Origin of the sequence: Streptomyces sp. NPDC050085, assembly GCF_044460595.1 — a bacterium.
Taxonomy (GTDB): Bacteria; Actinomycetota; Actinomycetes; order Streptomycetales; family Streptomycetaceae; genus Streptomyces.
On the sequence record NZ_JBITJZ010000003.1, the window covers coordinates 142,952 to 165,548 of the forward strand.

At 71.2% G+C, this 22,597-nt stretch carries 17 protein-coding genes and 1 tRNA gene; 6 read left to right on the forward strand and 12 right to left on the reverse strand.

What is annotated here, in order from left to right; genetic code table 11:
* Positions 1-3 precede the first annotated feature (3 nt).
* From ACIBUY_RS13080 to ACIBUY_RS13090, 3 genes are read left to right on the forward strand one after another with little or no spacing between them, the layout of a single operon-like run.
* On the forward strand, positions 4-300 hold the full coding sequence (locus ACIBUY_RS13080) for an acyl carrier protein (RefSeq protein WP_399152579.1): 297 nt from the start codon (positions 4-6) through the stop codon (positions 298-300).
* Positions 297-1,700, forward strand: a complete 1,404-nt coding sequence (locus tag ACIBUY_RS13085; protein WP_399152580.1) for a condensation domain-containing protein — start codon at positions 297-299, stop codon at positions 1,698-1,700. Before ACIBUY_RS13080 ends, ACIBUY_RS13085 begins: the two co-directional genes overlap by 4 nt.
* A 47-nt stretch (positions 1,701-1,747) precedes the next feature.
* Complete coding sequence (locus ACIBUY_RS13090) at positions 1,748-3,511, forward strand: fatty acyl-AMP ligase (RefSeq protein ID WP_399152581.1); 1,764 nt, start codon at positions 1,748-1,750, stop codon at positions 3,509-3,511.
* A 62-nt stretch (positions 3,512-3,573) separates the two neighbouring features.
* Here ACIBUY_RS13090 and ACIBUY_RS13095 read toward each other — a convergent pair whose 3' ends face one another.
* The 6 genes from ACIBUY_RS13095 to topA all read right to left on the reverse strand — a co-directional run bounded on the left by ACIBUY_RS13095 (position 3,574) and on the right by topA (position 14,372).
* Positions 3,574-4,893: a DUF1015 domain-containing protein gene (locus tag ACIBUY_RS13095; RefSeq protein WP_365567697.1), complete on the reverse strand. Its 1,320-nt coding sequence runs from the start codon at positions 4,891-4,893 to the stop codon at positions 3,574-3,576.
* Between the two features lie 131 nt (positions 4,894-5,024).
* Positions 5,025-5,098 (reverse strand) — tRNA-Thr (locus ACIBUY_RS13100).
* 115 nt (positions 5,099-5,213) lie between these two features.
* Positions 5,214-6,779 carry an alpha/beta hydrolase gene (locus ACIBUY_RS13105; RefSeq protein ID WP_399152582.1) on the reverse strand — a complete coding sequence of 522 codons (1,566 nt, stop codon included), beginning with the start codon at positions 6,777-6,779 and terminating at the stop codon, positions 5,214-5,216.
* A 59-nt stretch (positions 6,780-6,838) separates the two neighbouring features.
* Entirely contained in the window at positions 6,839-8,044 is a 1,206-nt protein-coding gene (locus ACIBUY_RS13110) for a DNA polymerase III subunit delta' (RefSeq protein ID WP_365567703.1), read from the reverse strand.
* A gap of 305 nt (positions 8,045-8,349) precedes the next feature.
* Complete coding sequence (tmk, locus tag ACIBUY_RS13115) at positions 8,350-11,439, reverse strand: dTMP kinase (protein WP_365579610.1); 3,090 nt, start codon at positions 11,437-11,439, stop codon at positions 8,350-8,352.
* A 110-nt stretch (positions 11,440-11,549) separates the two neighbouring features.
* Entirely contained in the window at positions 11,550-14,372 is a 2,823-nt protein-coding gene (topA, locus tag ACIBUY_RS13120; protein ID WP_365579608.1) for a type I DNA topoisomerase, read from the reverse strand.
* 395 nt (positions 14,373-14,767) lie between these two features.
* Here topA and ACIBUY_RS13125 point away from each other — a divergent pair, with 395 nt between their 5' ends.
* From ACIBUY_RS13125 to ACIBUY_RS13135, 3 genes are all read left to right on the forward strand, one after another.
* The gene (locus ACIBUY_RS13125; protein ID WP_365579606.1) at positions 14,768-15,238 is read left to right on the forward strand and encodes a TM2 domain-containing protein; all 471 of its coding nucleotides are present in this window, start codon (positions 14,768-14,770) and stop codon (positions 15,236-15,238) included.
* Complete coding sequence (locus ACIBUY_RS13130; protein ID WP_365579604.1) at positions 15,222-15,629, forward strand: DUF2752 domain-containing protein; 408 nt, start codon at positions 15,222-15,224, stop codon at positions 15,627-15,629. Before ACIBUY_RS13125 ends, ACIBUY_RS13130 begins: the two co-directional genes overlap by 17 nt.
* Before the next feature lie 199 nt (positions 15,630-15,828).
* Positions 15,829-16,110: a TM2 domain-containing protein gene (locus ACIBUY_RS13135; protein WP_365579602.1), complete on the forward strand. Its 282-nt coding sequence runs from the start codon at positions 15,829-15,831 to the stop codon at positions 16,108-16,110.
* A 90-nt stretch (positions 16,111-16,200) separates the two neighbouring features.
* Here ACIBUY_RS13135 and ACIBUY_RS13140 read toward each other — a convergent pair whose 3' ends face one another.
* The 6 genes from ACIBUY_RS13140 to bldG form a co-directional block, all read right to left on the reverse strand.
* On the reverse strand, positions 16,201-16,398 hold the full coding sequence (locus ACIBUY_RS13140) for a hypothetical protein (protein ID WP_365579600.1): 198 nt from the start codon (positions 16,396-16,398) through the stop codon (positions 16,201-16,203).
* 93 nt (positions 16,399-16,491) lie between these two features.
* Complete coding sequence (locus tag ACIBUY_RS13145) at positions 16,492-18,051, reverse strand: methyltransferase (RefSeq protein ID WP_399152583.1); 1,560 nt, start codon at positions 18,049-18,051, stop codon at positions 16,492-16,494.
* Between the two features lie 74 nt (positions 18,052-18,125).
* Positions 18,126-18,707, reverse strand: a complete 582-nt coding sequence (locus ACIBUY_RS13150; protein ID WP_365579596.1) for a small secreted protein — start codon at positions 18,705-18,707, stop codon at positions 18,126-18,128.
* Between the two features lie 210 nt (positions 18,708-18,917).
* A complete protein-coding gene (locus ACIBUY_RS13155; protein WP_365579594.1) occupies positions 18,918-21,329 on the reverse strand; it encodes a sodium-translocating pyrophosphatase in 2,412 nt (803 codons plus the stop codon).
* Between the two features lie 349 nt (positions 21,330-21,678).
* A complete protein-coding gene (locus ACIBUY_RS13160) occupies positions 21,679-22,107 on the reverse strand; it encodes an ATP-binding protein (RefSeq protein ID WP_365579592.1) in 429 nt (142 codons plus the stop codon).
* Between the two features lie 121 nt (positions 22,108-22,228).
* Positions 22,229-22,570, reverse strand: coding sequence for an anti-sigma factor antagonist BldG (gene bldG, locus ACIBUY_RS13165; protein ID WP_003975386.1), 342 nt, complete (start codon positions 22,568-22,570; stop codon positions 22,229-22,231).
* Positions 22,571-22,597 lie beyond the last annotated feature (27 nt).

The window sequence follows — 22,597 nt, forward strand, 5'->3', positions numbered from 1 at the left end:
CTCATGGCCACCGCCGACACCACGACCTCGACCACTTCCGCGACCGCGAGCACGGCCACCGTCGAGACCATCCGCACCTGGCTCACCGACCGCGTCGCCTACTTCCTCGACGTCAAGCCGGGGGACATCGCCCACGACGACCTGCTCGTCGAGATAGGCCTCGACTCCGTGTACGCGCTGACCCTGTGCGGCGACGTGGAGGACGAGTTCGGCATCCTCGTCGAGGCCACCCTCGCCTGGGACCACCCCACGATCGACGCGCTCACCGCCCACATCCACTCCGAACTCGCCGCTCGGTGACCGCCCCGGCGAAGCCCGACGACCGGGCCCTGTCCATCGGACAGGAAGCGCTCTGGTTCCTGTACCGGATGGCGCCCGACAGCCCCGCCTACAACGTCCAGGCCGCCCTGCGGGTGCGCGGCGGCCTCGACGAGGCGCGGCTGCGGCGTGCGCTGCGCGCGGTGGTGGAGCGGCACGACGTGCTGCGCTCCACCTTCACCGAGACCGCGGCGGGCCCGCAGCGCGTGATCGGACTCCCGGACCTGGTCCCCCTCCAGGTCCGGGAGGTCCCGGCCACCACGGACGACTCCCAACTGGCCAAGTACGTCAAGGAGTTCGGGGACACCCCGTTCGACCTGAGCGACGAGGGCACGTGCCGCGCCCTGCTGCTGCGCCTCGCCCCCGACGACCACGTGCTCGTCGTCTCCACGCACCACATCGTCACCGACGCCACCTCCCAGTGGCTGCTGCTCCAGGACCTGCTCGACGCCTACGCGACGGACACGGCGCCCCCGCCCCTGACCCGCGGCTACGACGACTACGTGCAGGGCGAACAGCAGCTCCTCGGCGGCCCGCGCCGCGAGCAACTGGTCGCGTTCTGGGAGGAGTTCTGCGCGGGGGCGTCCGCTGCCGAGCTGCCCTCCGACCGGCCGCGCACCCCGCGGCCGCCGGCCGTCTTCAACGGCGCGACCTGCGAGGCCCGCATCCCCGACGAGCTGCTGCCCCGGCTGCGCGAGGCCGCCAAGCGGGCGGGGGTGACCCCGTTCGCCCTGACACTCGGCGTCTTCCAGTCCCTTGTGCACCGCTACAGCGGGCGGCGCGACTTCCTCATCGGCTGCCCGACGACCACCCGCAGCGGCCCGGGCATGCGCGAGGTCGTCGGCTATCTCGTCAACACCCTCGTCCTGCCGGCCCACTTCACCGACACGACCACCTTCGGGCAGGCCGCCAACACGGCACAACGCCAGGTGATGCGGGCCATGAAGCACATCGGGTACCCGTACGCGCTGCTCGCGGGCGAAGAACCGTACAGCGGCCAGAACCCGCCCGTCCGCATGGTGTTCACGATGGTCGCGCCCGGCCGCCTCGAACCCCTCCTGATGCGGGTCACGGAGGCGGCGTCCCGCGGTACGGACACCGAGTACGCGGGGCTGCGCGTCGAGCTGATCGACGTACCGCAACTGGAGGGCCAGTTCGACCTGAACGTGGAGATGCGGCAGAGCGAGACCTCGCTGACCGCCGTCTTCCGCTACGCCACCGACCTCTTCGACGAATCCACGATCCGCCAACTCCTCGACTCCTACGTGCAGTTGCTCACCGCGGCGGTCGACGACCCGGACGCCCCCGTGGCCACCGCGCCCCTGGTCGACAGCGACGACCTGGACGACCTGCTGGCCCTGGGCGAGGCCACCGACTGGTGACCGCGCCCGCCGCCGACCCTCCGTTTCCTGCTACCCCTGGGGACCTCATGCTCAAGGACGACCACACGCTTCTGCAGGCCCGCAGCGCCACGGCCCGCATCCGTACGAACGCCCACGTCACCCCGGACGACCCGGCCGTCATCTTCGTCCGCGACCCGAACTCCCCTGACGGGGACGAGACGTGGTCGTACGCCAGACTCGACCACGAGGCCCGCAAGATAGCGGGCTGGCTCCAGGAGAGGTACGCGCCCGGCGACCGGGTGCTGCTCCTGTACCCGGAGAGCCTGCAGTTCGCGGCCGCGTTCGTCGGCTGCCTCTACGCGGGCATGGTCGCCGTCCCGTCCTCGCTGCCCGGCCAGTACAGCCACCAGCGCCGCCGCGTGGACTCCATCGTCGAGAACGCGGCCGTCGCCGCCGTCCTCACCAGCGAGGCCGTCGCCGCGAACGTCCTCGACTGGGCGACGTCCGACCCCGGCCGCGAGATCACCTGCGCCGTCACGGACGGTCCCGACTTCACCGACGCGCACGCCGACGCCTGGCAGGTCCCGGACGTCGACCAGGACACCCTCGCCCTGCTCCAGTACACGTCGGGCTCCACGTCCGACCCGAAGGGCGTGATGGTCGACCACGGGAACCTGCTGCACAATTCGGCAGCGCTCAGCTCCGCGTTCGGCCTGGACCGCACCACCCGCTTCGGCTCGTGGATCCCGCAGTACCACGACATGGGGCTGCTCGCGATCCTGCTGCCGCCACTGCTGCTCGGCGGCTCCTGCGTCCTGATGAGCCCGACGACGTTCCTGAAGCGGCCGCACTGGTGGCTGAAGATGATCGACAAGTACGAGATCAACTGGTCGGCCGCGCCCAACTTCGCGTACGAGCTGTGCGCACGGCAGATCACCGACGAGCAGCTCGCCGAACTCGACCTGTCCTGCTGGCGGTTCGCGGCCAACGGCTCGGAGCCGGTGCAGGCCTCCACCCTCACCGCGTTCGCCAAGCGCTTCGCCCCGGCCGGCTTCCGCAGCGACACCATGGCGCCCTGCTACGGCATGGCCGAGGCGACCGTGTTCATCTCGGGCACCGGGCCGCGCGAACTCGCCGTCACCCGCGTCGACGAATCCGGCCTGGAACAGCACGAGTTCCGCCCGGTGACCGAGGACCTGCCCGGCCGTGACGTGGTCAGCTGCGGCACCGCCGAGGAGTTCGCCGTGCGGATCGTGGACCCGGCCACCCGCGAGGCGCTGCCCGCGGGCCGCGTCGGCGAGATCTGGCTGCGCGGCGCGAGCGTCGCGCAGGGCTACTGGGGCCGCGCGGACGCCACCCGCGACACGTTCGGCGTCAGCACGCTCGACGGGGACGCCGGGTACGTCCGCACCGGCGACCTCGGCACCCTCCACGACAACGAGATCTACGTCACCGGCCGCATCAAGGAGATGCTGATCCTGCGCGGCCGCAACATCTACCCGCAGGACGTCGAACACGCCCTGCGCCGCGTGCACCCGGAGCTGGTCGGCCTGTTCGGCGCGGCCTTCGCCATCCCGGTCGCCACGCCGGACGGCGGCACGGAGGAACAACTGGTCGTCGTCCACGAGGTGCGCGGCTCGGTCGGCGCCGACGAACTCCCGCGCCTCGCCGCCCGGATCAGGGGCGGCATCGCCCGCGACTTCAGCGTCAGGCCCGCGGCGGTGGCCCTGGTCAGGCGCGGCGCGGTGCTGCGCACCACGAGCGGCAAGATCCAGCGCGCGGCGATGCGGGCGCACTATCTGGACGGCCTGCTGGAGAGCCGGTACGTGGAGGGCGCGCAGGCGGCGTGACCACGAGGGGGCCGCCTCGCACCAGGCGAGACGGCCCCCTCCGGCACGTTCCACGGCAGGCCTTACGGCAGGGTGAGACTCCGCATGACGAGTCCGGTGGCGGGCTTGGGCCCGAAGGACGTCGACTTGCGCGGCAGCCGCACCCCCGCCCCGGCCAACTCCCGTACGGTCCGCTCCCCCACGGGCCGCATCAGCACGGCCGTCCCGCCCTCCCGCAGGGCCTGCTCGACCGCGGCGCCCGCGTCATGCACGTAGGCGATCTCATCGGGCTCGTCCGGTACGCCCCACACATGGTCGAGCAGCGTGCTGTGCAGCACGGTGGCGTCCAACTCCCGCCAGGCCGCGGGCCGGTCGCGCGGCACGGTCCGGGCGAGCAGCGCGGGATCGGCCCGATCGAGCAGATGGAACACACGGGCCGCACCACCCGCCAGCAACAGGGCGTTCCCCCCGCCCGAGCCGGCCTCGGCCAACGCCTCCAACGCATCCGGCACTTCCCCCCGCACCTCCCGCACCCGGAACGCCCCCTCGACCGCCTCGAGGGCCCGCGCCACGGGCAGCCGCCGGAGCACGCGATGGATGGCCCGTACGCGAAACGGATACCGCGCGGTATCAACGAGCAGAGCGAGCCCAAAGTCCCAACTCTGCTCAATGTCAGGCGAGTTGGACGTGATACCAGGCAAGTTGTGGCCCCCCACCTCGTCCCGTACTCGCAAATAGGTGGCCCACCGATGATGCCCGTCGACGATCAACGCCTGCCGCCGCGACAGATCGGCATCGATCCGCGCCAGCTCCGCCGGGTCCGTCACCGCCCAGAGCCGATGCCGCACCCCGTCGTCCATGACGGCACTCACCAGCGCGGGCCGCCGCACGGTCCGCTCGATGACGCCCCCGGCCCCGTCCGGCCCCTCCTCCCCCTGGTAGGCGAGCAGCATCGGCTCCAACTGGGCGGCGGTGGCCCGCAGTACGGCGGCCCGGTCCTCCACGACGTGCTCGAACACGTCCTCGTGCGGCAGCACCACGTCGTCCCCGTGCCGCGGCAGCCGCAGCGCCCCCACGATCCCGCACTGCACGAAACCGTCCCCCCGCTGCTCGCACACGTACAGCGCGGGCTCGGGGTCGGCGGCGATGACGCCCTCCGACAGCCAGTGGCTCAGGGTGCGCACGGCATGAGCGGTGCGATCGGCCGAGGTCCGCCCGCGCGGCAGAACGAGCCGCACGATGTGGAACGGATCACCGGGCTCCACGTCCCCCACCCCGTCGGCGGTGACCGCGGCCAGCGCACCGACACTGCCGGCCCGCTCCTGCACATAACGCAGCCCACGAAACGGACGAAGCTGAAGGGCACCCCGCACAGGGGCGGCCACCGGGACCGAGAAATTCATGCCCGCAGCGTAGGAAGCACCGCTTTCGCCTCGATTTCCCCGGTTGGGGACGGGCCTTTGGCCGGCTCGAAACCGCTCCCCGAAACGAAGGAAGCCAGCCCGGACAATGTCCGACCTGGCTTCCTTCACTGAGCCGCCTTCGGGATTCGAACCCGAGACCTACGCATTACGAGTGCGTTGCTCTGGCCATCTGAGCTAAGGCGGCGCCGCCGCGCGCACCGGAGTGCGTCAGCAACGTCGCCAATCCTACACGCTCCCCAGGGGTGCTCCGCACAGCCTTTATGGCCGGCGCGGAGCAGCCCGCGGGGCACGGCCGACCCCTATGAGCAGCGCTTTCCGTCCTTCGGCGGGGTGCCGGTCAGCAGGTAGGTGTCGATCGCCCCGTCGACGCAGTCGCTGCCGCGGCCGTACGCCGTGTGGCCGTCGCCGTCGTAGGTGAGCAGGCGGCCCGAGGACAGCTGGGCGGCGAGGGACTGGGCCCACGGGTAGGGGGTCGCCGGGTCGCGGGTGGTGCCGACCACGACGATGGGGGCGGCGCCGTCGGCGGTGATGCGGTGCGCCTCGCCGGTCGGGCGCACCGGCCAGTAGGCGCAGTTCAGGGAGGACCAGGCGAGGCCCGCGCCGAACACCGGGGACGCCTTCTCGAAGTCGGCCACGGCGGACTCGACCTCGGCGGGCGAGGTGAAGGACGGGGGCTGGTCCAGGCAGTTCACGGCGGCGTTGGCGAACATCAGGTTCGTGTACGTGCCGTCGGGGTCGCGCTCGTAGTAGCTGTCGGACAGGGCGAGCAGGCCCGAGCCGTCCTTCCGCTTCATCGCCGTGGCGAGCGCGTCCCGCAGCTGCGGCCAGGCCCCTTCGTCGTACATCGCGGCGATCACGCCGGTGGTGGCGAGCGCCTCGCCGAGCTTGCGGCCGTCGGGGTCGCCGGTGCCGATCGGCGCCCGGTCGAGGCTGGTGAAGAACTCCTTGAGCCGCTGTCCCGCCTGGTCCGGCGTGCCAGTGCCCAGCGGGCAGTCGGCCCGGTTCACGCAGTCCTTCGAGAAGGAGGTGAACGCGGTCTCGAACCCGGCGGTCTGCTGCCGGTTCAGCTCGCGCGCGTCCAGGGACGGGTCCATCGCCCCGTCGAGCACGAGCCGGCCGACCCGCTCCGGGTACAGGCCCGCGTACGTCGCCCCGAGGAACGTGCCGTAGGACGCCCCGACGTAGTTCAGCTTCTCGTCGCCGAGCGCCGCGCGTACGAGGTCCATGTCGCGGGCCGCCTCGACGGTGGAGACGTGCGGCAGGACCCGCTCGGAGGCCTTGTCGGCCGTCTCGCAGCCGTGCGCGAACTTCTTGAAGGCGGCGGAGAGTTGACCCTGTTCGCCGCTGTCGTCGGGGGTCACGTCGGTCTGCGTGTACGCGTCCATCTGCTTGCCGTCGAGGCAGGTGACGGGCGCGCTGCGGGCCACTCCGCGCGGGTCGACGGCAACCATGTCGTACGCAGCCCGCACCTTCTCGGGGTAGCCGATGCCCGCGTACGCCTGGAGGTAGCCGACCGCGGAGCCGCCGGGGCCGCCCGGGTTGACGAGCAGCGAACCGAGGCGCTTGCCGGGGCCCGCGGCCTTCTTGCGGGAGACGGCGAGGTCGATGTCGCCCGCGGACGGCTTGTCGTAGTCGAGCGGCGCCTTGAGCGTGGCGCACTGGAACCCGGGCGCACCGCAGTCACGCCACTTCGGGCTCTGGTCGTAGTAGGCGCCAAGGCGGGCCTGGTCGGAACTGGGCAGCGCGGCGAGCGACGTGTGCTCCGCGGCGGGCGAACAGCCGGACAGGGCAGACAGGGCGGAAACACCGGTCAGCAACAGCCCGGCGGCGGCGATCAGGGTGCGGGGGTGGCGCCTGGAGTACATCGGGCGAGAGTAACGCTCCGCGGCACGTCGGTCACATCGAGTAGCAACCACTGCGGGCCTCACCCCGCCCGCAGCGCCACCGTCATCGCCTCCACCGCGAGCAACGGCGCCACGTTCCTGTCCAGCGCCACCCGGCACGCGCCGATCGCCTCGATGCGCCGCAGCGTCGACTCCGGCGACGAGCCGCGCGCGAGGCGCTCCAGCGTGTCCTGGATCTCCGTGTTCGCCAGCTCCACCCGCGAGCCGAGCTGCATCGCGAGCACGTCCCGGTACACGCCCGTCAGCTCGGTGAGCGCCAGGTCGAGGCTGTCGCGCTGCGAGCGCGTGCGGCGCCGCTTCTGCTTGTCCTCCAGGTCCTTCATCACTCCGGCCGTGCCGCGCGGCATGCGTCCGCCGCTCTGCGCACCGAGCGCCGCCTTCAGCTCCTCGGTCTCCTTCGTGTCGACCTCTTCGGCGAGCTGCTTGGAGTCCTCGGCCGCCGCGTCGACCAGCTCCTGCGCCGCCTTGAGGCAGCCACCGATCTCCTCGACGCGCAGCGGCACCTTCAGGACGGCGGCCCTGCGCTCCCGCGCGCGCGGGTCCGTGGCCAGGCGCCGGGCCCGGTCGATGTGTCCCTGGGTGGCCCGGGCGGCGGCCGCGGCGACGTCCGGCTCGATCCCGTCACGTCGTACGAGCATGTCGGCGACGGCACCCACGGCCGGGGTGGACAGCGTCAGCAGCCGGCAGCGGGAGCGGATCGTGGGCAGCACGTCCTCGACGGAGGGGGCGCAGAGCAGCCAGACGGTGCGGGGGGCGGGCTCCTCGACGGCCTTCAGCACCGCGTTCGCCGACTTCTCGTTCAGCCGCTCGGCGTCCTCGACGAGGATCACCTGCCAGCGGCCGCCCGCCGGCGACGTGTACGACTTGCGGACCGTGTCGCGCATGTCGTCGGCCAGGATCTGCGTGCCGACCGCGGCCACCGTCGAGACGTCCGCGTGCGTGCCGAGCAGCGCCGTGTGGCAGCCGTCGCAGAACCCGCAGCCGGGGGCGCCGCCGAGCGCCCGGTCCGGGGACACGCACTGGAGCGCGGCGGCGAAGGCCCGCGCCGCCGTGACCCGGCCCGCGCCCGGCGGCCCCGTGAACAGCCAGGCGTGCGTCATCTTCGACGCCTCGGGCGGCGGGGTCCCGGACACGACGGCGGTCACCAGGGCGTCCGCGTCCCGCGCGGCCGCGTCCAGCGTCGCGGTCACGCGCTCCTGACCCACCAGGTCGTCCCATACGGCCATGGGGATACCGCCCTTTCTCGAACTCCCGCCATTGTGCCGGTCGCCACTGACATCGCTTGAACGCCGACGTCCGATCCGGCCTCCTTGACTCTGGAGTTCAGGACCTAGGGCGTGTCTTCAAACTCCCGTCGTCGCCCGCAGGGCGGCCGCGCGGCGTCTGGTGCGTGCTCTCGGCGTGCCGGGTGCAAGGCCTCGTACTGGATGTACTTGGCCTTACGCCCGGTGCGGCGAGAGTGCGTGCCAGGCGTCGTGAGGCTGGGGGCACCTCCCAGCGTTAGCTGGGGGAGGGAGTTTGAAGACACACCCTAGGGCGTGGGTCGGCGCCCGCCCCGGCCCTCGTCCTCGTCGCCGTCCTGACCGCCGAGCAGTTCGTCGGCCAGCGACGGGAGGTCGTCCAGCGGCGTCTCCTCCGCCCAGTCCGAACGGGGACGGCGGCGCGGGCGGCCCTCTTCGTCGACCTGCGGCAGCTCGGCCGTACGGTCGTTGGCGCCGTGCGGGGAGGCGGAGGCGGGCCGCTCGTCGCGGAAGTACCCCGGCGGGACCTTGTCCGTGCCCTCGTCGGCACCCGCGTCGGCCGGAGGACGCGGCAGCTGGGCCGTCTCCTCCGCGTCGCGGACCTGCGGCAGGACCGTGGTCTCCTCCGCGTCACGGACCGGCGGCAGCACCGCGGTCTCCTCCGCCGCGGAAGGCTCCGGCCGCACCACCGGCGTCGGCACGGTCGTCTCGTTGTCCGGGACCCGGGGTTCGGCCTGGGCCTGGCGTTCGGCCCGGGGTTCCTCGATCCGGCGCAGCTGCGTCGTACTGGTCGCGGAAGCCGCCGCCTCGGCAGCGAGCCGACGCGCCTCCTCCGCGCGCAGCAACGCCTCCTCGGCCTTGCGCTGCTTCTCCAGGCGCCGCTCCTCGGCCTCGGCCCGAAGCCGCGCCTCCTCCTCGGCCTGCTTGCGGCGGCGCTCCTCCTCGGCGGCCCGCTGCTGCTCCTCGGCGAGGAGCCGGGCCTGCTCGATCTCGGCCTTCTTGCGGGCCTCCTCGGCACGCTGCCGGGCCTCCTCCGCCTGGCGCTCGGCCTCGATGCGCTGCGCCTCTTCGAGCTCGCGGCGCTTGCGCTCCTCCTCCTCGGCGCGGAGCTTGGCGAGCTGCTCCTGGCGCTCGCGCTCGATCCGCTCCTCCTCGGCCTTGCGGGCGGCCTCTTCCTCGGCCTTCCTGCGGGCCTCTTCCTCGGCGGCCTTCCTGGCCTCTTCCTGCGCCTTGATCTCGGCTTCGGAGAGCGGCAGGAGTACGTCGAGACGGTGCCGGATGACGGTGGTGACGGCCTCCGGCTCCTGGCCCGCGTCCACCACGAGGTAGCGCCCGGGATCCCCGGCCGCCAGCGTCAGGAAACCGGAGCGCACGCGCGCGTGGAACTCCATCGGCTCCGACTCGAGCCGGTCCGGCGCCTCGGTGAACCGCTCGCGCGCGGCCTCCGGATCGACGTCGAGCAGGACCGTCAGATGCGGTACGAGACCACTCGTGGCCCAGCGGTTGATCCGGGCGACCTCGGTCGGCGACAGGTCGCGGCCCGCGCCCTGATAGGCGACGGACGAGTCGATGTACCGGTCGGAGATGACGACGGCGCCGCGCTCCAGGGCGGGGCGGACGACGGTGTCGACGTGCTCGGCGCGGTCGGCGGCGTACAGCAGTGCCTCGGCGCGGTGGGACAGACCGGCCGACGAGACGTCGAGGAGGATCGAGCGCAGCCGCTTGCCGACGGGCGTCGCGCCCGGCTCGCGCGTGACGACGACCTCGTGGCCCTTGGCCCGGATCCACTCGGCGAGCGCCTCGGACTGCGTCGACTTCCCGGCGCCGTCCCCGCCCTCCAGGGCGATGAAGTAGCCGGTCGCGGCGGGGGCCTGCGCCGGATCGTTCCCCCCGAGCAGCGCGTCCTTCAGGTCCTGGCGCAGCGGTACGCCACTGCGGTCGTCGGCCTTGGCGAGCACCAGCGCGGCGACGGGCAGCAGCAGCGCGCCGACCAGCATCAGCGTGAATGCGGCGCCGCCGTGCGCGAACACGAACTTGCCGTTCTCCAGGCGGTGCGGCCCGATCAGCGCGGCGACCAGCGGCGCGATCAGGGCGCCGAGCGCGATGGCGACGCGTACGACGGCCTGGAGGTGCTCGGTGACGCGGGCCCGCCGGTACTCCTCGGTCTCCTGGTCGAGCAGCGCGTGCCCGGTGTGGGCGGCGATGCCCGCGGCGACACCGGCCACCGCGACGAGCAGGATCACCGTGGTCACGTCCGGGACCAGCCCGGCGGCGAGCAGCGCGAGGCCGGTCAGCGCGATGACGAGCGCGAGCAGCCGGCGCCGCGAGAGCGACGGCAGCACGGTGGGCGCCGAGCGGATGCCGACGACCGTGCCGCCGGTCAGGCCGAGCACGAGCAGCCCGAAGGTGACGGGCCCGCCACCCAGGTCCTTGGCCTGCAGCACGGACACGGCGACGGCGGCGGAGACCGCCCCGGCGACGGCGGCGCAGGCGAGCACGAGCAGCGGAATGGCGCCCGTGCGCCCCTTGTCGACACCCGCGCCGGTCTTCGGCCGACGCAGCCCCTCCAGCGGCGACCGCGCGCGCGGGGTCTGCGCGTCCGGCAGTTCGAGGAAGAAGACGACAGAAAGGGAAGCGGCGAAGAGCCCGGCGCCCACGTACGACGACAGCGCCACCTGGTGCAGCGCGAACCAGTCGACGCCCGCGCCGATCAGGTTCTGCACGAGGGTGACAACGACGAGCACGGCGGCGGCCAGCGGGATCGCGACAAAAGAAGTCCGCAGCGAGAGCCGGCGCAGCGCCTCCATGTGGTCCGGCAGCGGCCGCACGGCCGCGCCCTCCAGCGGCGGCGCGGGCAGCAGTGCGGGCGCCGCGCTCTCCTTGGCGACGGTCCAGAACCGCTCGGCGACCCCGATGACGAAGGCCGTCACGAGGATCAGCGCCAGTGCGTTGTCCGGAGTCCAGTCGATCCACAGGGGGGCGACGATCAGCAGTGCGGCACGCAGCCCGTCGGCGCCGACCATGGTCCAGCGCCGGTCGAGCGGTCCGCCGGGCGTGGTCAGCGAGGTCAGCGGCCCGAGGAGCACGGCCCCGAACAGCAGCGTCGACAGGATCCGGGCACCGAACACCGCGGCGACGGCCACGGCGACTCCCCGGTACCCACCGCCGAACGAGCCCTCGGAAATGGCCGCCTGGAGCGCGAGCACCACGAGCACAAGCAGCCCGAGCACATCACCGACCCCACCGACGAGCTGCGCGGACCACAGTCGCTTCAACTGCGGGACGCGCAACAGCGCACGCACGGCGCGCTCTCGGGAGTCCGCTACCAGGGCGTCGTCTGGGGCCGTGTGGGGGGCCGTTGGCTGCTCGGCACGGGTCATTCGTCCAGCCTATCGGGACCGACCGACACTCCGAGGGGCCGCCCGAACAAACGGGCGCCCCCGTTGCCGCGTACGGCTTCGGAGGCGCCCGATCTGATGCCCGTAAATCCCTACTGCTCCGCGGCGGCCGCCTTCTTGGCCGGAGCCTTCTTCGCCGCGGTCGTCTTCTTGGCCGCGGTCTTCTTCGCAGCCGTCTTCTTGGCCGTGGTCGTCTTCTTGGCGGCGGCCTTCTTGGCCGGAGCCTTCTTCGCGGCCGTCTTCTTCTTGGCCGGCCCCTTCGCCCGCTTCTCCGCGAGCAGCTCGAAGCCGCGCTCCGGCGTGATGTCCTCGACGGAGTCGCCGGACCGCAGCGTCGCGTTGGTCTCGCCGTCGGTGACGTACGGACCGAAGCGGCCGTCCTTCACCACGACGGGCTTCTCGCTCACCGGGTCGGTGCCCAGCTCCTTCAGCGGCGGCTTGGCGGCCGCGCGGCCGCGCTGCTTGGGCTGGGAGTAGATCTCCAGGGCCTCTTCGAGCGTGATCGTGAAGAGCTGGTCCTCGGAGGTCAGCGACCGCGAGTCCGTGCCCTTCTTCAGGTACGGCCCGTACCGCCCGTTCTGCGCGGTGATCTCGACGCCCTCGGCGTCGGCGCCCACCACGCGCGGCAGCGACATCAGCTTCAGGGCGTCGGCAAGGGTCACCGTGTCGAGCGACATGGTCTTGAAGAGCGAGGCGGTCCGCGGCTTCACCGCGTTCTTCCCGGTCTTCGGGGTGCCCTCGGGGAGCACCTCGGTGACGTAGGGACCGTAGCGCCCGTCCTTGGCGACGATCTGGTGGCCCGACTCGGGGTCGGTGCCCAGCTCGAAGTCACCGCTCGGCTTGGCGAGCAGCTCCTCCGCGTACTCGACGGAGAGCTCGTCGGGGGCGAGGTCCTCGGGCACGTCCGCGCGCTGGTGGTTCTCGGAGTCGCGCTCGCCGCGCTCGACGTACGGGCCGTAGCGGCCCACGCGCAGCACGATGTCGTTGCCGACGGGGAACGACGAGACCTCGCGGGCGTCGATCGCGCCCAGGTCGGTCACGAGCTCCTTGAGGCCGCCGAGGTGGTCACCGTCACCGTTGCCCGCGTCGGCCGCGCTCGTGTCGCCCGAGCCCTCGCCGAAGTAGAACCGCTTCAGCCACGGCACCGCCTGCGCCTCGCCCCGCGCGATGCGGTCGAGGTCGTCCTCCATCTTGGCGGTGAAGTCGTAGTCGACGAGCCGCCCGAAGTGCTTCTCGAGCAGGTTGACGACGGCGAACGACAAGAAGGAGGGCACCAGGGCCGTCCCCTTCTTGAAGACGTAGCCGCGGTCGAGAATGGTGCCGATGATCGACGCATACGTGGAAGGACGCCCGATCTCGCGCTCTTCCAGCTCCTTGACCAGCGAGGCCTCGGTGTAGCGGGCCGGCGGCTTGGTCGCGTGGCCGTCGACCGAGAGCTCCTCGGCGGACAGCGGGTCGCCCTCGGAGACCTGCGGCAGGCGGCGCTCGCGGTCGTCCAGCTCCGCGTTCGGGTCGTCGGCGCCTTCGACGTACGCCTTCAGGAACCCGTGGAAGGTGATGGTCTTGCCGGACGCGCTGAACTCGGCGTCGCGGCCGTCGCTCGACGCGCCGCCGATCTTCACGGTGACGCTGTTGCCGACCGCGTCCTTCATCTGCGAGGCGACGGTCCGCTTCCAGATCAGCTCATAGAGCTTGAACTGGTCGCCGGTCAGCCCGGTCTCGGCAGGCGTACGGAAGCGGTCGCCCGAGGGACGGATCGCCTCGTGCGCCTCCTGCGCGTTCTTCACCTTGCCCGCGTACGTGCGCGGCTTGTCCGGCAGGTAGTCGGCGCCGTACAACTGCGTGACCTGGGCGCGAGCGGCGGAGACCGCCGTGTCCGACAGGGTCGTGGAGTCCGTACGCATGTAGGTGATGAAGCCGTTCTCGTACAGCTTCTGCGCCACCTGCATGGTGGCCTTCGCGCCGAAGCCCAGCTTGCGCGAGGCCTCCTGCTGCATCGTCGTCGTACGGAACGGTGCGTAGGGCGAGCGGCGGTACGGCTTGGACTCGACGGAGCGCACGGAGAACGACGTGTTCTCCAGGGCGGCGGCGAGCGCGCGGGCGTTCGCCTCGTCGAGGTGCAGCGTGTTCGCCGAGTTGCCGCCCTTGATCTGGCCGAGCGAGTCGAAGTCGCGGCCCTGCGCGATGCGCTTGCCGTCGACCGCGCTCAGCCGTGCGACCAGCGACGACGGGTCGGAGGGGTCACCGGCGCGGCCCGTCGCGAACGTGCCGGTCAGGTCCCAGTACTCGGCGGAGCGGAAGGCGATGCGCTCGCGCTCCCGCTCGACGACGAGGCGGGTGGCCACCGACTGGACGCGGCCCGCCGACAGACGCGGCATGACCTTCTTCCACAGGACCGGCGAGACCTCGTAGCCGTAGAGACGGTCGAGGATGCGGCGGGTCTCCTGGGCGTCGACCATCCGCGTGTTCAGCTCGCGCGGGTTGGCGACGGCGGCGCGGATCGCGTCCTTGGTGATCTCGTGGAAGACCATCCGGTGGACGGGGACCTTGGGCTTCAGGACCTCCAGGAGGTGCCACGCGATGGCTTCGCCCTCGCGGTCCTCATCGGTGGCCAGGAAGAGTTCGGTGGAGTCCTTCAGCAGGTCCTTGAGCTTCTTGACCTGCGCCTTCTTGTCAGCGTTGACGACGTAGATCGGCTCGAAGTCGTTCTCGACGTCGACGCCGAGGCGGCGCACCTCGCCGGTGTACTTCTCGGGGACCTCGGCCGCGCCGTTGGGGAGGTCGCGGATGTGCCCGACGCTCGCTTCGACGACGTACCCAGGGCCGAGGTAGCCCTTGATCGTCTTCGCCTTGGCGGGCGACTCGACGATGACGAGTCGGCGGCCGCCCTGTGCGGTCTCGCTGGTCGGGGACAACTTCGCTCTTCTCTCCGGTCGGCGGTTCGGGGCCGTCACTGTGGTTCGCTACGGCACTGCTGCGGAGTGTGACGGTACCTCCCGCCGGTGTGTCAAACGGGAAAAGCACGCAGCAGCCACTCGGAACGGTAACCCGACTCCTCGTGATCCTGCCCCCGGACCGAGGAGCGGACGCCTCGCCTCCGGGTACCCGGGGGTGTCCGAAGAATCACTGGGCGTGCCACGTTCCTGCGACGTTCCTGCGACGTTCCTGTCACGAGTGTCCCCATTGCGCTGCGATCCGACTCCCTGTCTCCCCTTCCTTATTTGCTCCTGACAAGATGGCGGTCGGCTGGGGGAGCCCAAGGGAAGCCTCCGGCTCGTCCCCGAAGGCCGTCCCCATCCAGGAGCATCCGATGTCCGACAGCAACCCCTACGGCCAGCAGCCCCCGCAGGAGCAGCCGGGCGGGAACCCGTACGGCTATCCCCAGCAGGGCGCTCCCCAGCCCGGCTACGGCGCCCCCGGCCAGCCCCCGCAGGGCGGCCAGCCCGGCTACGGCTACCCCTACCCCGGCTCGGCCCCGGCCGGCGCGGGCTATCCGCCCCAGGGTGCGCCCGGCATGCCGGTGGGCTACGACCCCAACGCGCCGTTCGGCTACGACCCTTACGGCCGCCCCTACTCCGACAAGTCGAAGATCGTCGCGGGTGTGCTGCAGCTCTTCCTGGGCGGCTTCGGCGTCGGCCGCTTCTACATCGGCAACGTCGGCATCGGCCTCGCCCAGCTGTTCACCTGCGGCGGCCTCGGCATCTGGGCCCTGATCGACGGCATCATCCTGCTGACCAGCAGCAACACCACGGACTCCAACGGCCGTGTCCTCCGCGGCTGATCGCGCTCCGGCCCTGCTGCGCCACCCGGCGGCGGCCCCCCTGGGGGTGCTCGCCGCCGGAGTGGCAGGCGCGCTGTACCTGTACGGGACCGATCCGCACGCGCCGGGGCAGTGGCTCCCGCGCTGCCCGTTCCATCTGGTGACGGGCCTGTGGTGCCCGGCCTGCGGCGGCACGCGCATGGTCTACGACCTGATGCACGGTCAGTTCGCGGCGGCCTGGGGCGACAACAGGGCGCTGCTGCTCGCCGCCCCGTTCGCCCTTGCCCTGCTGGGCCGTTGGGCCTACGAAGGGCTGCGGGGGCGGCGCTGGCGACCGTCGTTCAGCCGGCGCACGCAGGCCGCGATCCTGCTCGCCGCCGTCGCCTGGACCGTGCTGCGCAACGTGGTCTGACCCGCCGTCAACCAGCACAGACGCCCCACAGGTCACAAACCCGCCACGATCCACCCCGAGACCGTCCGTTCCCGGTGTGCCGTCCCTTAACTTTGGGCCTTCCGAGGCCAGCGCTACGTCCCCACCGCGCGTCTGCCTCACACATCCGCTCTGGCGCACGCTTCGTCGTGCCCTTTCGCTGTCCCCTAGGAGCACACCCATGTCGTACCCCGCTCAGCCCGGACCGGCCGACCCCAACGCCCCCTTCGGCTACGACCCGCAGGGTCGCCCGTACTCCGAGAAGTCGAAGATCACCGCGGGTCTGCTGCAGCTCTTCCTGGGCGGTCTGGGCATCGGCCGCTTCTACGTCGGCAACGCGGGCGTCGGCGTCGCCCAGCTGCTGACCTGCGGCGGCCTCGGCATCTGGGCCCTGATCGACGCGATCCTGTTCTTCACGAGCAACGACCGCACGGACTCCCAGGGCCGCGTGCTGCGCGGCTGAGGGCTGTCCGGCCCGTACGACGACGGCGCCCACCCGGTGGATCCGGGTGGGCGCCGTTCTCGTACCCGCTCCGCGTCGGGCCTCAGGCGCTCACATCTGGCCGAAACACCACGCCGCGAGCGCCAGGCAGCCCACCCCGGCCGCCCCGGCGAGCACCGCCGACGCCACCGGGCGGGCGCCGTACGCCACCGGCTGCCGGTGCGCCGTGCGCGCCCCCGTCCATACGACGAGCCCCGCGCCGAACAGCGCGAACACCGTCCCCGCGAAGACCGCAGGTGCACTCTCCATCGCCTCGCGCCTCCCCATTGCGTTCAGCCGCAGAGGCTGACAGGGGAAGGGGAACCCGGGGTGAACTCCCGTGGAGCGCAAGGAAAAGAGCCGCTAGCCGACCGGGGTGACAGGCTCCAGGAAGCCCTGCTCGACCAGCGTGCGGATCTGCGCCGGCGTGCGGTCACGGAGCAACACCGGCTCCTCGCCCATGAGTTGGGCGATGGCGTCCAGGATCCGCCCGGCGCTCAGCGTCCCGTCGCACACGCCCGCGAACCCGGCGCCGACCGTGTCCACCTTCGTCGCCCGCCGCATCCCGCGCCCCTGGCGCAGCACGACGTGCTCCGGGTCCTCGGCGCCCGGCAGGCCGACCTGCTCCTGCACGACCTCACCGGAGAGCTTGAAGGACGACTCGAGCAGCGCCGCGTCGTCGTGCGCCCGCAGCCAGTCGATCCGCTCGAAGTGCGCCCGCACGGTGTCCCCGAGCGGCTGCTCGACGGGGTGCGGCCACTCCTCGACGACGACGGACGGCTCGGCGGCGTCCGACTTCCTGAGCGTGATCCAGCCGAAGCCGACGGCCCGCACCTTGCGCGCCTCGAACTCGTCGAGCCACGCGTCGTACCGCGCCGCGTACTCCGCCGGGTCGGTGCGGTGGTCACCGGCGTCGCGCAGCCACAACTCCGCGTACTGCGTGACGTCCTGCACCTCGCGCTGCACGATCCAGGCGTCGCACCCGCGCGGCACCCACGAGCGCAGCCGGTCGGTCCACTCCTCGCCCTCCACGTGCTGCCAGTTGGCCAGGAACTGTGCGTATCCCCCCTCGTTCAGATGCGCCCCCGCTCCCTGAACGACCGAGCGGCACAGATCGTCCCCGCCCATGCCGCCGTCGCGGTACGTCAGCCGCGCCCCCGGCGAGATCACGAAGGGCGGGTTCGACACGATCAGGTCGTACGTCGCGTCGGCCTCGCCCTCGACGGGCTCGTACAGCGAACCCTCACGCAGATCGGCGGCGGGCGCGCCCGACAGCGCGAGGGTGAGCGCGGTGATGTGCAGGGCACGGGAGTTGAGGTCGGTCGCCGTGACCCGCGTGGCGTGCTGGGCGGCGTGCAGCGCCTGGATGCCGGAACCGGTGCCGAGGTCGAGCGCCGATGCGACGGGCGTACGGACGGTGATCCCGGCGAGCGTCGTGGACGCCCCGCCGACGCCGAGCACGACGCCCTCGTCCTTGCTGCCGATGCCACCGGCGCCGCCGACCGCGCATCCCAGGTCGGACACGATGAACCAGTCCTCGCCGTCGGGCCCGCCGTACGGCCGTACGTCGACGGTAGCGGCGACCTCGTCACCGCTGTCACCGCTGCCACCGCTGCCACCGCTCGATGTCAGCCACCCGCTCTCGAGGCAGGCGTCCAGGGGCAGCACGTCGACGAGCAGCCCGCGCGGCACGGGCTGCTGCAGCAGGAACAGCCGCACGAGCATCTCCAGGGGCGAGTCCCCCCGGGTGGCACGCAGGGCGGGCACGGTCTCGCTCCGCGCAAGCGCCGCGTAGGCAGGCGCCCCGAGCAGTTCGAGCAGCCCGTCAGCACTGAACTCGGCACTCAGCAGGGCGGCGCGCAGCGAGGCGGCGACGTCGGGGCGGTCGGCGGCGGGCAGGGCGGGGGCGGGGGTAGCACTCACCCCTCCATTGTCACCCGGAAACGCCTGCGCCCCCGGTGCCGGACAGCGGGGGCGCAGGTAAGTACTGCGGGGTACTAGGAGGCCGACGGCGAAGCGGAAGCGCTCTTGCAGCTCTCCTGCTTGGCCATGGCCTTGCCCACGTCGCCCTCCTCCAGGTTCTTCAGGGCGTCGCTGCCGGACTGGCTCAGCTTGTCCAGCTCGCCCGCGATCCCCTTGAGGCCCTCGGCGAACTTCGCCTGGTCGTCGGTGTCCAGCTTGTCGACCTGCTTCTGCAGATCGGCGTACGACGTCGAGATCTTGTCGAGCTCCTTGACGGCGTCCTGCTGCTTCGTCTTGCCGTCGTCGACGGGCGGGGCCCCGGCCGTGTCGACGGCGTCACCGATCGCCTTGTACGCGTCGGACATGTCCTTGAACGCCTTCGAGTCCGTCTTCTGGACGTCGGCGGGCGAGCTGTTGTCCGAGGTCTCCTTCTGGATCGCGGCGTTGGCGTCCTCGATCTTCTTGGCCTGCGGCTGGACCGCGTCACAGACCTGCTTGGCCCACGAGTCCAGCTTCTTGTTGCCGTCGTCGCTGCAGCCGGACAGCGCCAGTACCAGTACCGCACCGCCGGACAGTGCGGCTGCAAGCTTCTTGTTCACCGGATCGGTCCCTTCCATGGCTCTCGGCCCCGGAACTTACACGCCGGGCACACGACCATCGCACCTCGGGTGTCCCAAAGGACCGCTTTCTTGACCTTTAGCAGCCATTTGCACCAAGGGAGAGAAGGCTCACGGGAGAAGGGGGCAGAAACCTCACATGGTGGTGGGCGGACAGCCCGTCAAGCTCCGCTGCCCGCCCACCTGTTGAGCGTCCGAGTTCCTGCGCCGCTACGTGCGTGACGGCGCCACCGGAGCCGGATCCGCCTGCTTGGGCACCTGCCCGGACCGGCCCTCGTCGTTCCCCTCGTCGTCGCTGACCGCGATGCCGCGCCGCTTGGACACGTACACCGCGCCGACGATGACGACGAGCGCGACGACGGCGACCACGACCCGCACGGCGACGTTCGCGTCGTCGCCGTAGCTGAACTTGACGACCGCGGGCGCGATGAGCAGCGCGACGAGGTTCATCACTTTCAGGAGCGGGTTGATGGCGGGCCCGGCCGTGTCCTTGAACGGGTCGCCGACCGTGTCACCGATGACGGTGGCCGCGTGCGCCTCGCTGCCCTTGCCGCCGTGGTGCCCGTCCTCGACGAGCTTCTTCGCGTTGTCCCACGCGCCACCGGAGTTGGCGAGGAAGACGGCCATCAGCGTGCCCGTGCCGATGGCCCCGGCGAGATACGCGCCGAGCGCGCCCACGCCGAGCGTGAAGCCGACCGCGATCGGCGCCAGGACGGCGAGCAGGCCGGGCGTCGCCAGCTCCCGCAGCGCGTCCTTCGTACAGATGTCGACGACGCGTCCGTACTCCGGCTTCTCCGTGTAGTCCATGATCCCGGGGTGCTCGCGGAACTGCCGGCGCACCTCGTAGACCACCGAACCGGCCGACCGCGACACGGCGTTGATGGCGAGCCCGGAGAACAGGAACACCACCGCGGCGCCCGCGATGAGGCCCACCAGGTTGTTCGGCTGCGAGATGTCCATCACCAGGTTCATCGGCCCGCCGTCGCCGACCTTCTCGCCGACGTCGTGCGCCGCCGTGAGGATCGCGTCCCGGTACGAGCCGAAGAGCGCGGACGCCGCCAGGACGGCCGTGGCGATGGCGATGCCCTTGGTGATGGCCTTCGTCGTGTTGCCGACGGCGTCCAGGTCGGTGAGCACCTGCGCGCCCGCGCCCGTCACGTCGCCGGACATCTCGGCGATGCCCTGCGCGTTGTCGGAGACCGGCCCGAAGGTGTCCATCGCGACGATGACGCCGACGGTGGTCAGCAGCCCGGTACCGGCCAGCGCGACCGCGAACAGCGCGAGCATGATCGACGTACCGCCGAGCAGGAACGCCCCGTACACGCCGAGCCCGATCAACAGCGCGGTGTAGACGGCCGATTCGAGCCCGAGGGAAATACCCGCGAGCACGACGGTGGCCGGACCGGTCAGCGACGTCTTGCCGATGTCCTTGACCGGGCGCCGGGTCGTCTCCGTGAAGTACCCGGTGAGCTGCTGGATCAGCGCGGCCAGCACGATGCCGATCGCCACCGCGACGACCGCGAGGACCCGCGGATCGCCGTCGTGCGAGCGGATCGCCGCGTCGGTGACGCCGTCCAGGTCGGCGTACGTGCTCGGCAGATAGACGAACACGGCCACGGCGACCAGCACGAGCGAGATCACCGCGGAGATGAAGAAGCCGCGGTTGATCGCGCTCATTCCGGAGCGGTCACTGCGCCTGGGCGCCACGGCGAAGATGCCGATCATCGCCGTGAGGACGCCGATCGCGGGCACGATCAGCGGGAACGCGAGCCCGGCGTCGCCGAAGGCCGCCTTGCCGAGGATCAGCGCGGCGACGAGCGTGACGGCGTAGGACTCGAAGAGGTCGGCGGCCATTCCCGCGCAGTCTCCGACGTTGTCGCCCACGTTGTCGGCGATGGTCGCGGCATTGCGCGGATCGTCCTCCGGAATGCCCTTCTCGACCTTGCCGACCAGGTCGGCGCCGACGTCGGCGGCCTTGGTGAAGATGCCGCCTCCGACACGCATGAACATCGCGATCAGCGCGGCCCCGAGCCCGAATCCCTCCAGGACCTTGGGCGCGTCGGCCGCGTAGACGAGCACGACGACGGAGGCGCCGAGCAGGCCGAGCCCCACCGTGAACATGCCGACGACGCCGCCCGTACGGAAAGCGATCTTCATGGCGTGATGCGCTACGGAAGTGAGATCCTTTTCGGGCTCGCCTTCCGCCGGGGTCGCTTCCCTGGCCGCAGCCGCCACACGCACATTACTGCGTACCGCGAGCCACATTCCGATATAGCCGGTGATCGCCGAGAACACGGCGCCGATCAAGAAGAAGATCGAACGCCCGGCCCGCTGATCCCAGCCGTCCGCTGGAAGCAGCATGAGCAGGAAGAACACCACGACGGCGAATACGCCGAGCGTACGCAACTGCCGTCCCAGATAGGCTTTCGCGCCTTCCTGGACCGCGGCCGCGATCTCCTTCATGGAATCCGTGCCCTCACCGGCCGCGAGCACCTGGCGCACCAGGACTCCGGCGACGGCGAGCGCCGCGAGCGCGACGACTCCGATGACGATCACGATCAGACGGTTGTCGTCCGTCAGAACTGCGGCTGCGAGATGTGAGGGGGTAGAGGGCTCCGCCATTCGTCCTCCTTGACGCTTGGGCTGAGCTCAAGATGTGGACGGATTGTAGGGAGCGCGACCTGATCAAAACAGGGCGCGGTAAACGGAATTGTTTTCTACCCCGCAAATGATCGATAAACCCCTGATCAACGCACGGAGATCAACGGCCGCTAATCCCCCCGAGGCATTAGTAATCACCGACGATGATCCAGATACGACGATCTAGGAATAGCGATCTAGGAACGGCGATCTAGAAATGCTGATCCAGCATCAGTGATCCAGGATCAGTGATCCTGGAATACGAAAAGGTCCCGCCCGCCAGGAAGGCGTGCAGGACCTTGAGAAAAGAAGCACAAGAAGCCCGAAGGGGCTACGCCAGCGGCACCGGCGCCGTCGGCCAGCTCATCCGAATGAGACCGCCCTCCGCGTCCGCCGTGACCTCGACGTCGTCCACGAGACCACTGATGACGGCGAGGCCCATCTCGTCCTCACCCTCCGCCTCGAGATCGTCGGCGGCGCCACGGGCTCCGGGCACCTCGGCGGGCACCCGAGGCGCCTCGTCACCGACCTCGATCGAGAACTGCTTCTCGTCCTCGATCAACGCCACCCGCACCGGCGCCGCGACACCGCTGCTCTGGTGCAGCCCCACGGCGCGGGTGCACGCCTCACCGACGGCGAGCCTGACCTCGTCGAGCACGGCCTCGTCCACGCCCGCCCTGCGCGCCACCGCGGCCGCCACGAGGCGGGCCGTGCGGACGTGCTCGGGCAGAGGGCTGAAGCGGAGTTCGACGGTGGCCATGCATCCCCCTCGGACGTACGGGCGTGCTCTCGGGGACCGGGCCGGCCAACGGCCGCCCGATCCCCCTCTACTGCATCAACCGGATCGACCGGATCGACTGGATCGACTGGATCCGACCGGATCAGTCGGTCGCCGCGACGGCTTCCTCGACCGAGGTGTGGATCGGGAACACCTTGGTCAGGCCGGTGATACGGAAGATCTTGAGAATGCGCTCCTGGTTGCAGACCAGGCGCAGCGAGCCCTCGTGGGCACGCACCCGCTTCAGGCCGCCGACCAGCACGCCGAGCCCGGTGGAGTCGAGGAAGTCCACGCCCTCCATGTCGACGACAAGGTGGAAACTGCCGTCGTTCACCAGCTCGACCAGCTGCTCGCGCAGCTTGGGCGCGGTATATACATCGATTTCGCCACCGACCTCGACGACCGTACGATCGCCGACGGTACGGGTCGACAGGGACAGGTCCACGGATCCTCCAGCACCTTGCTATCGAGC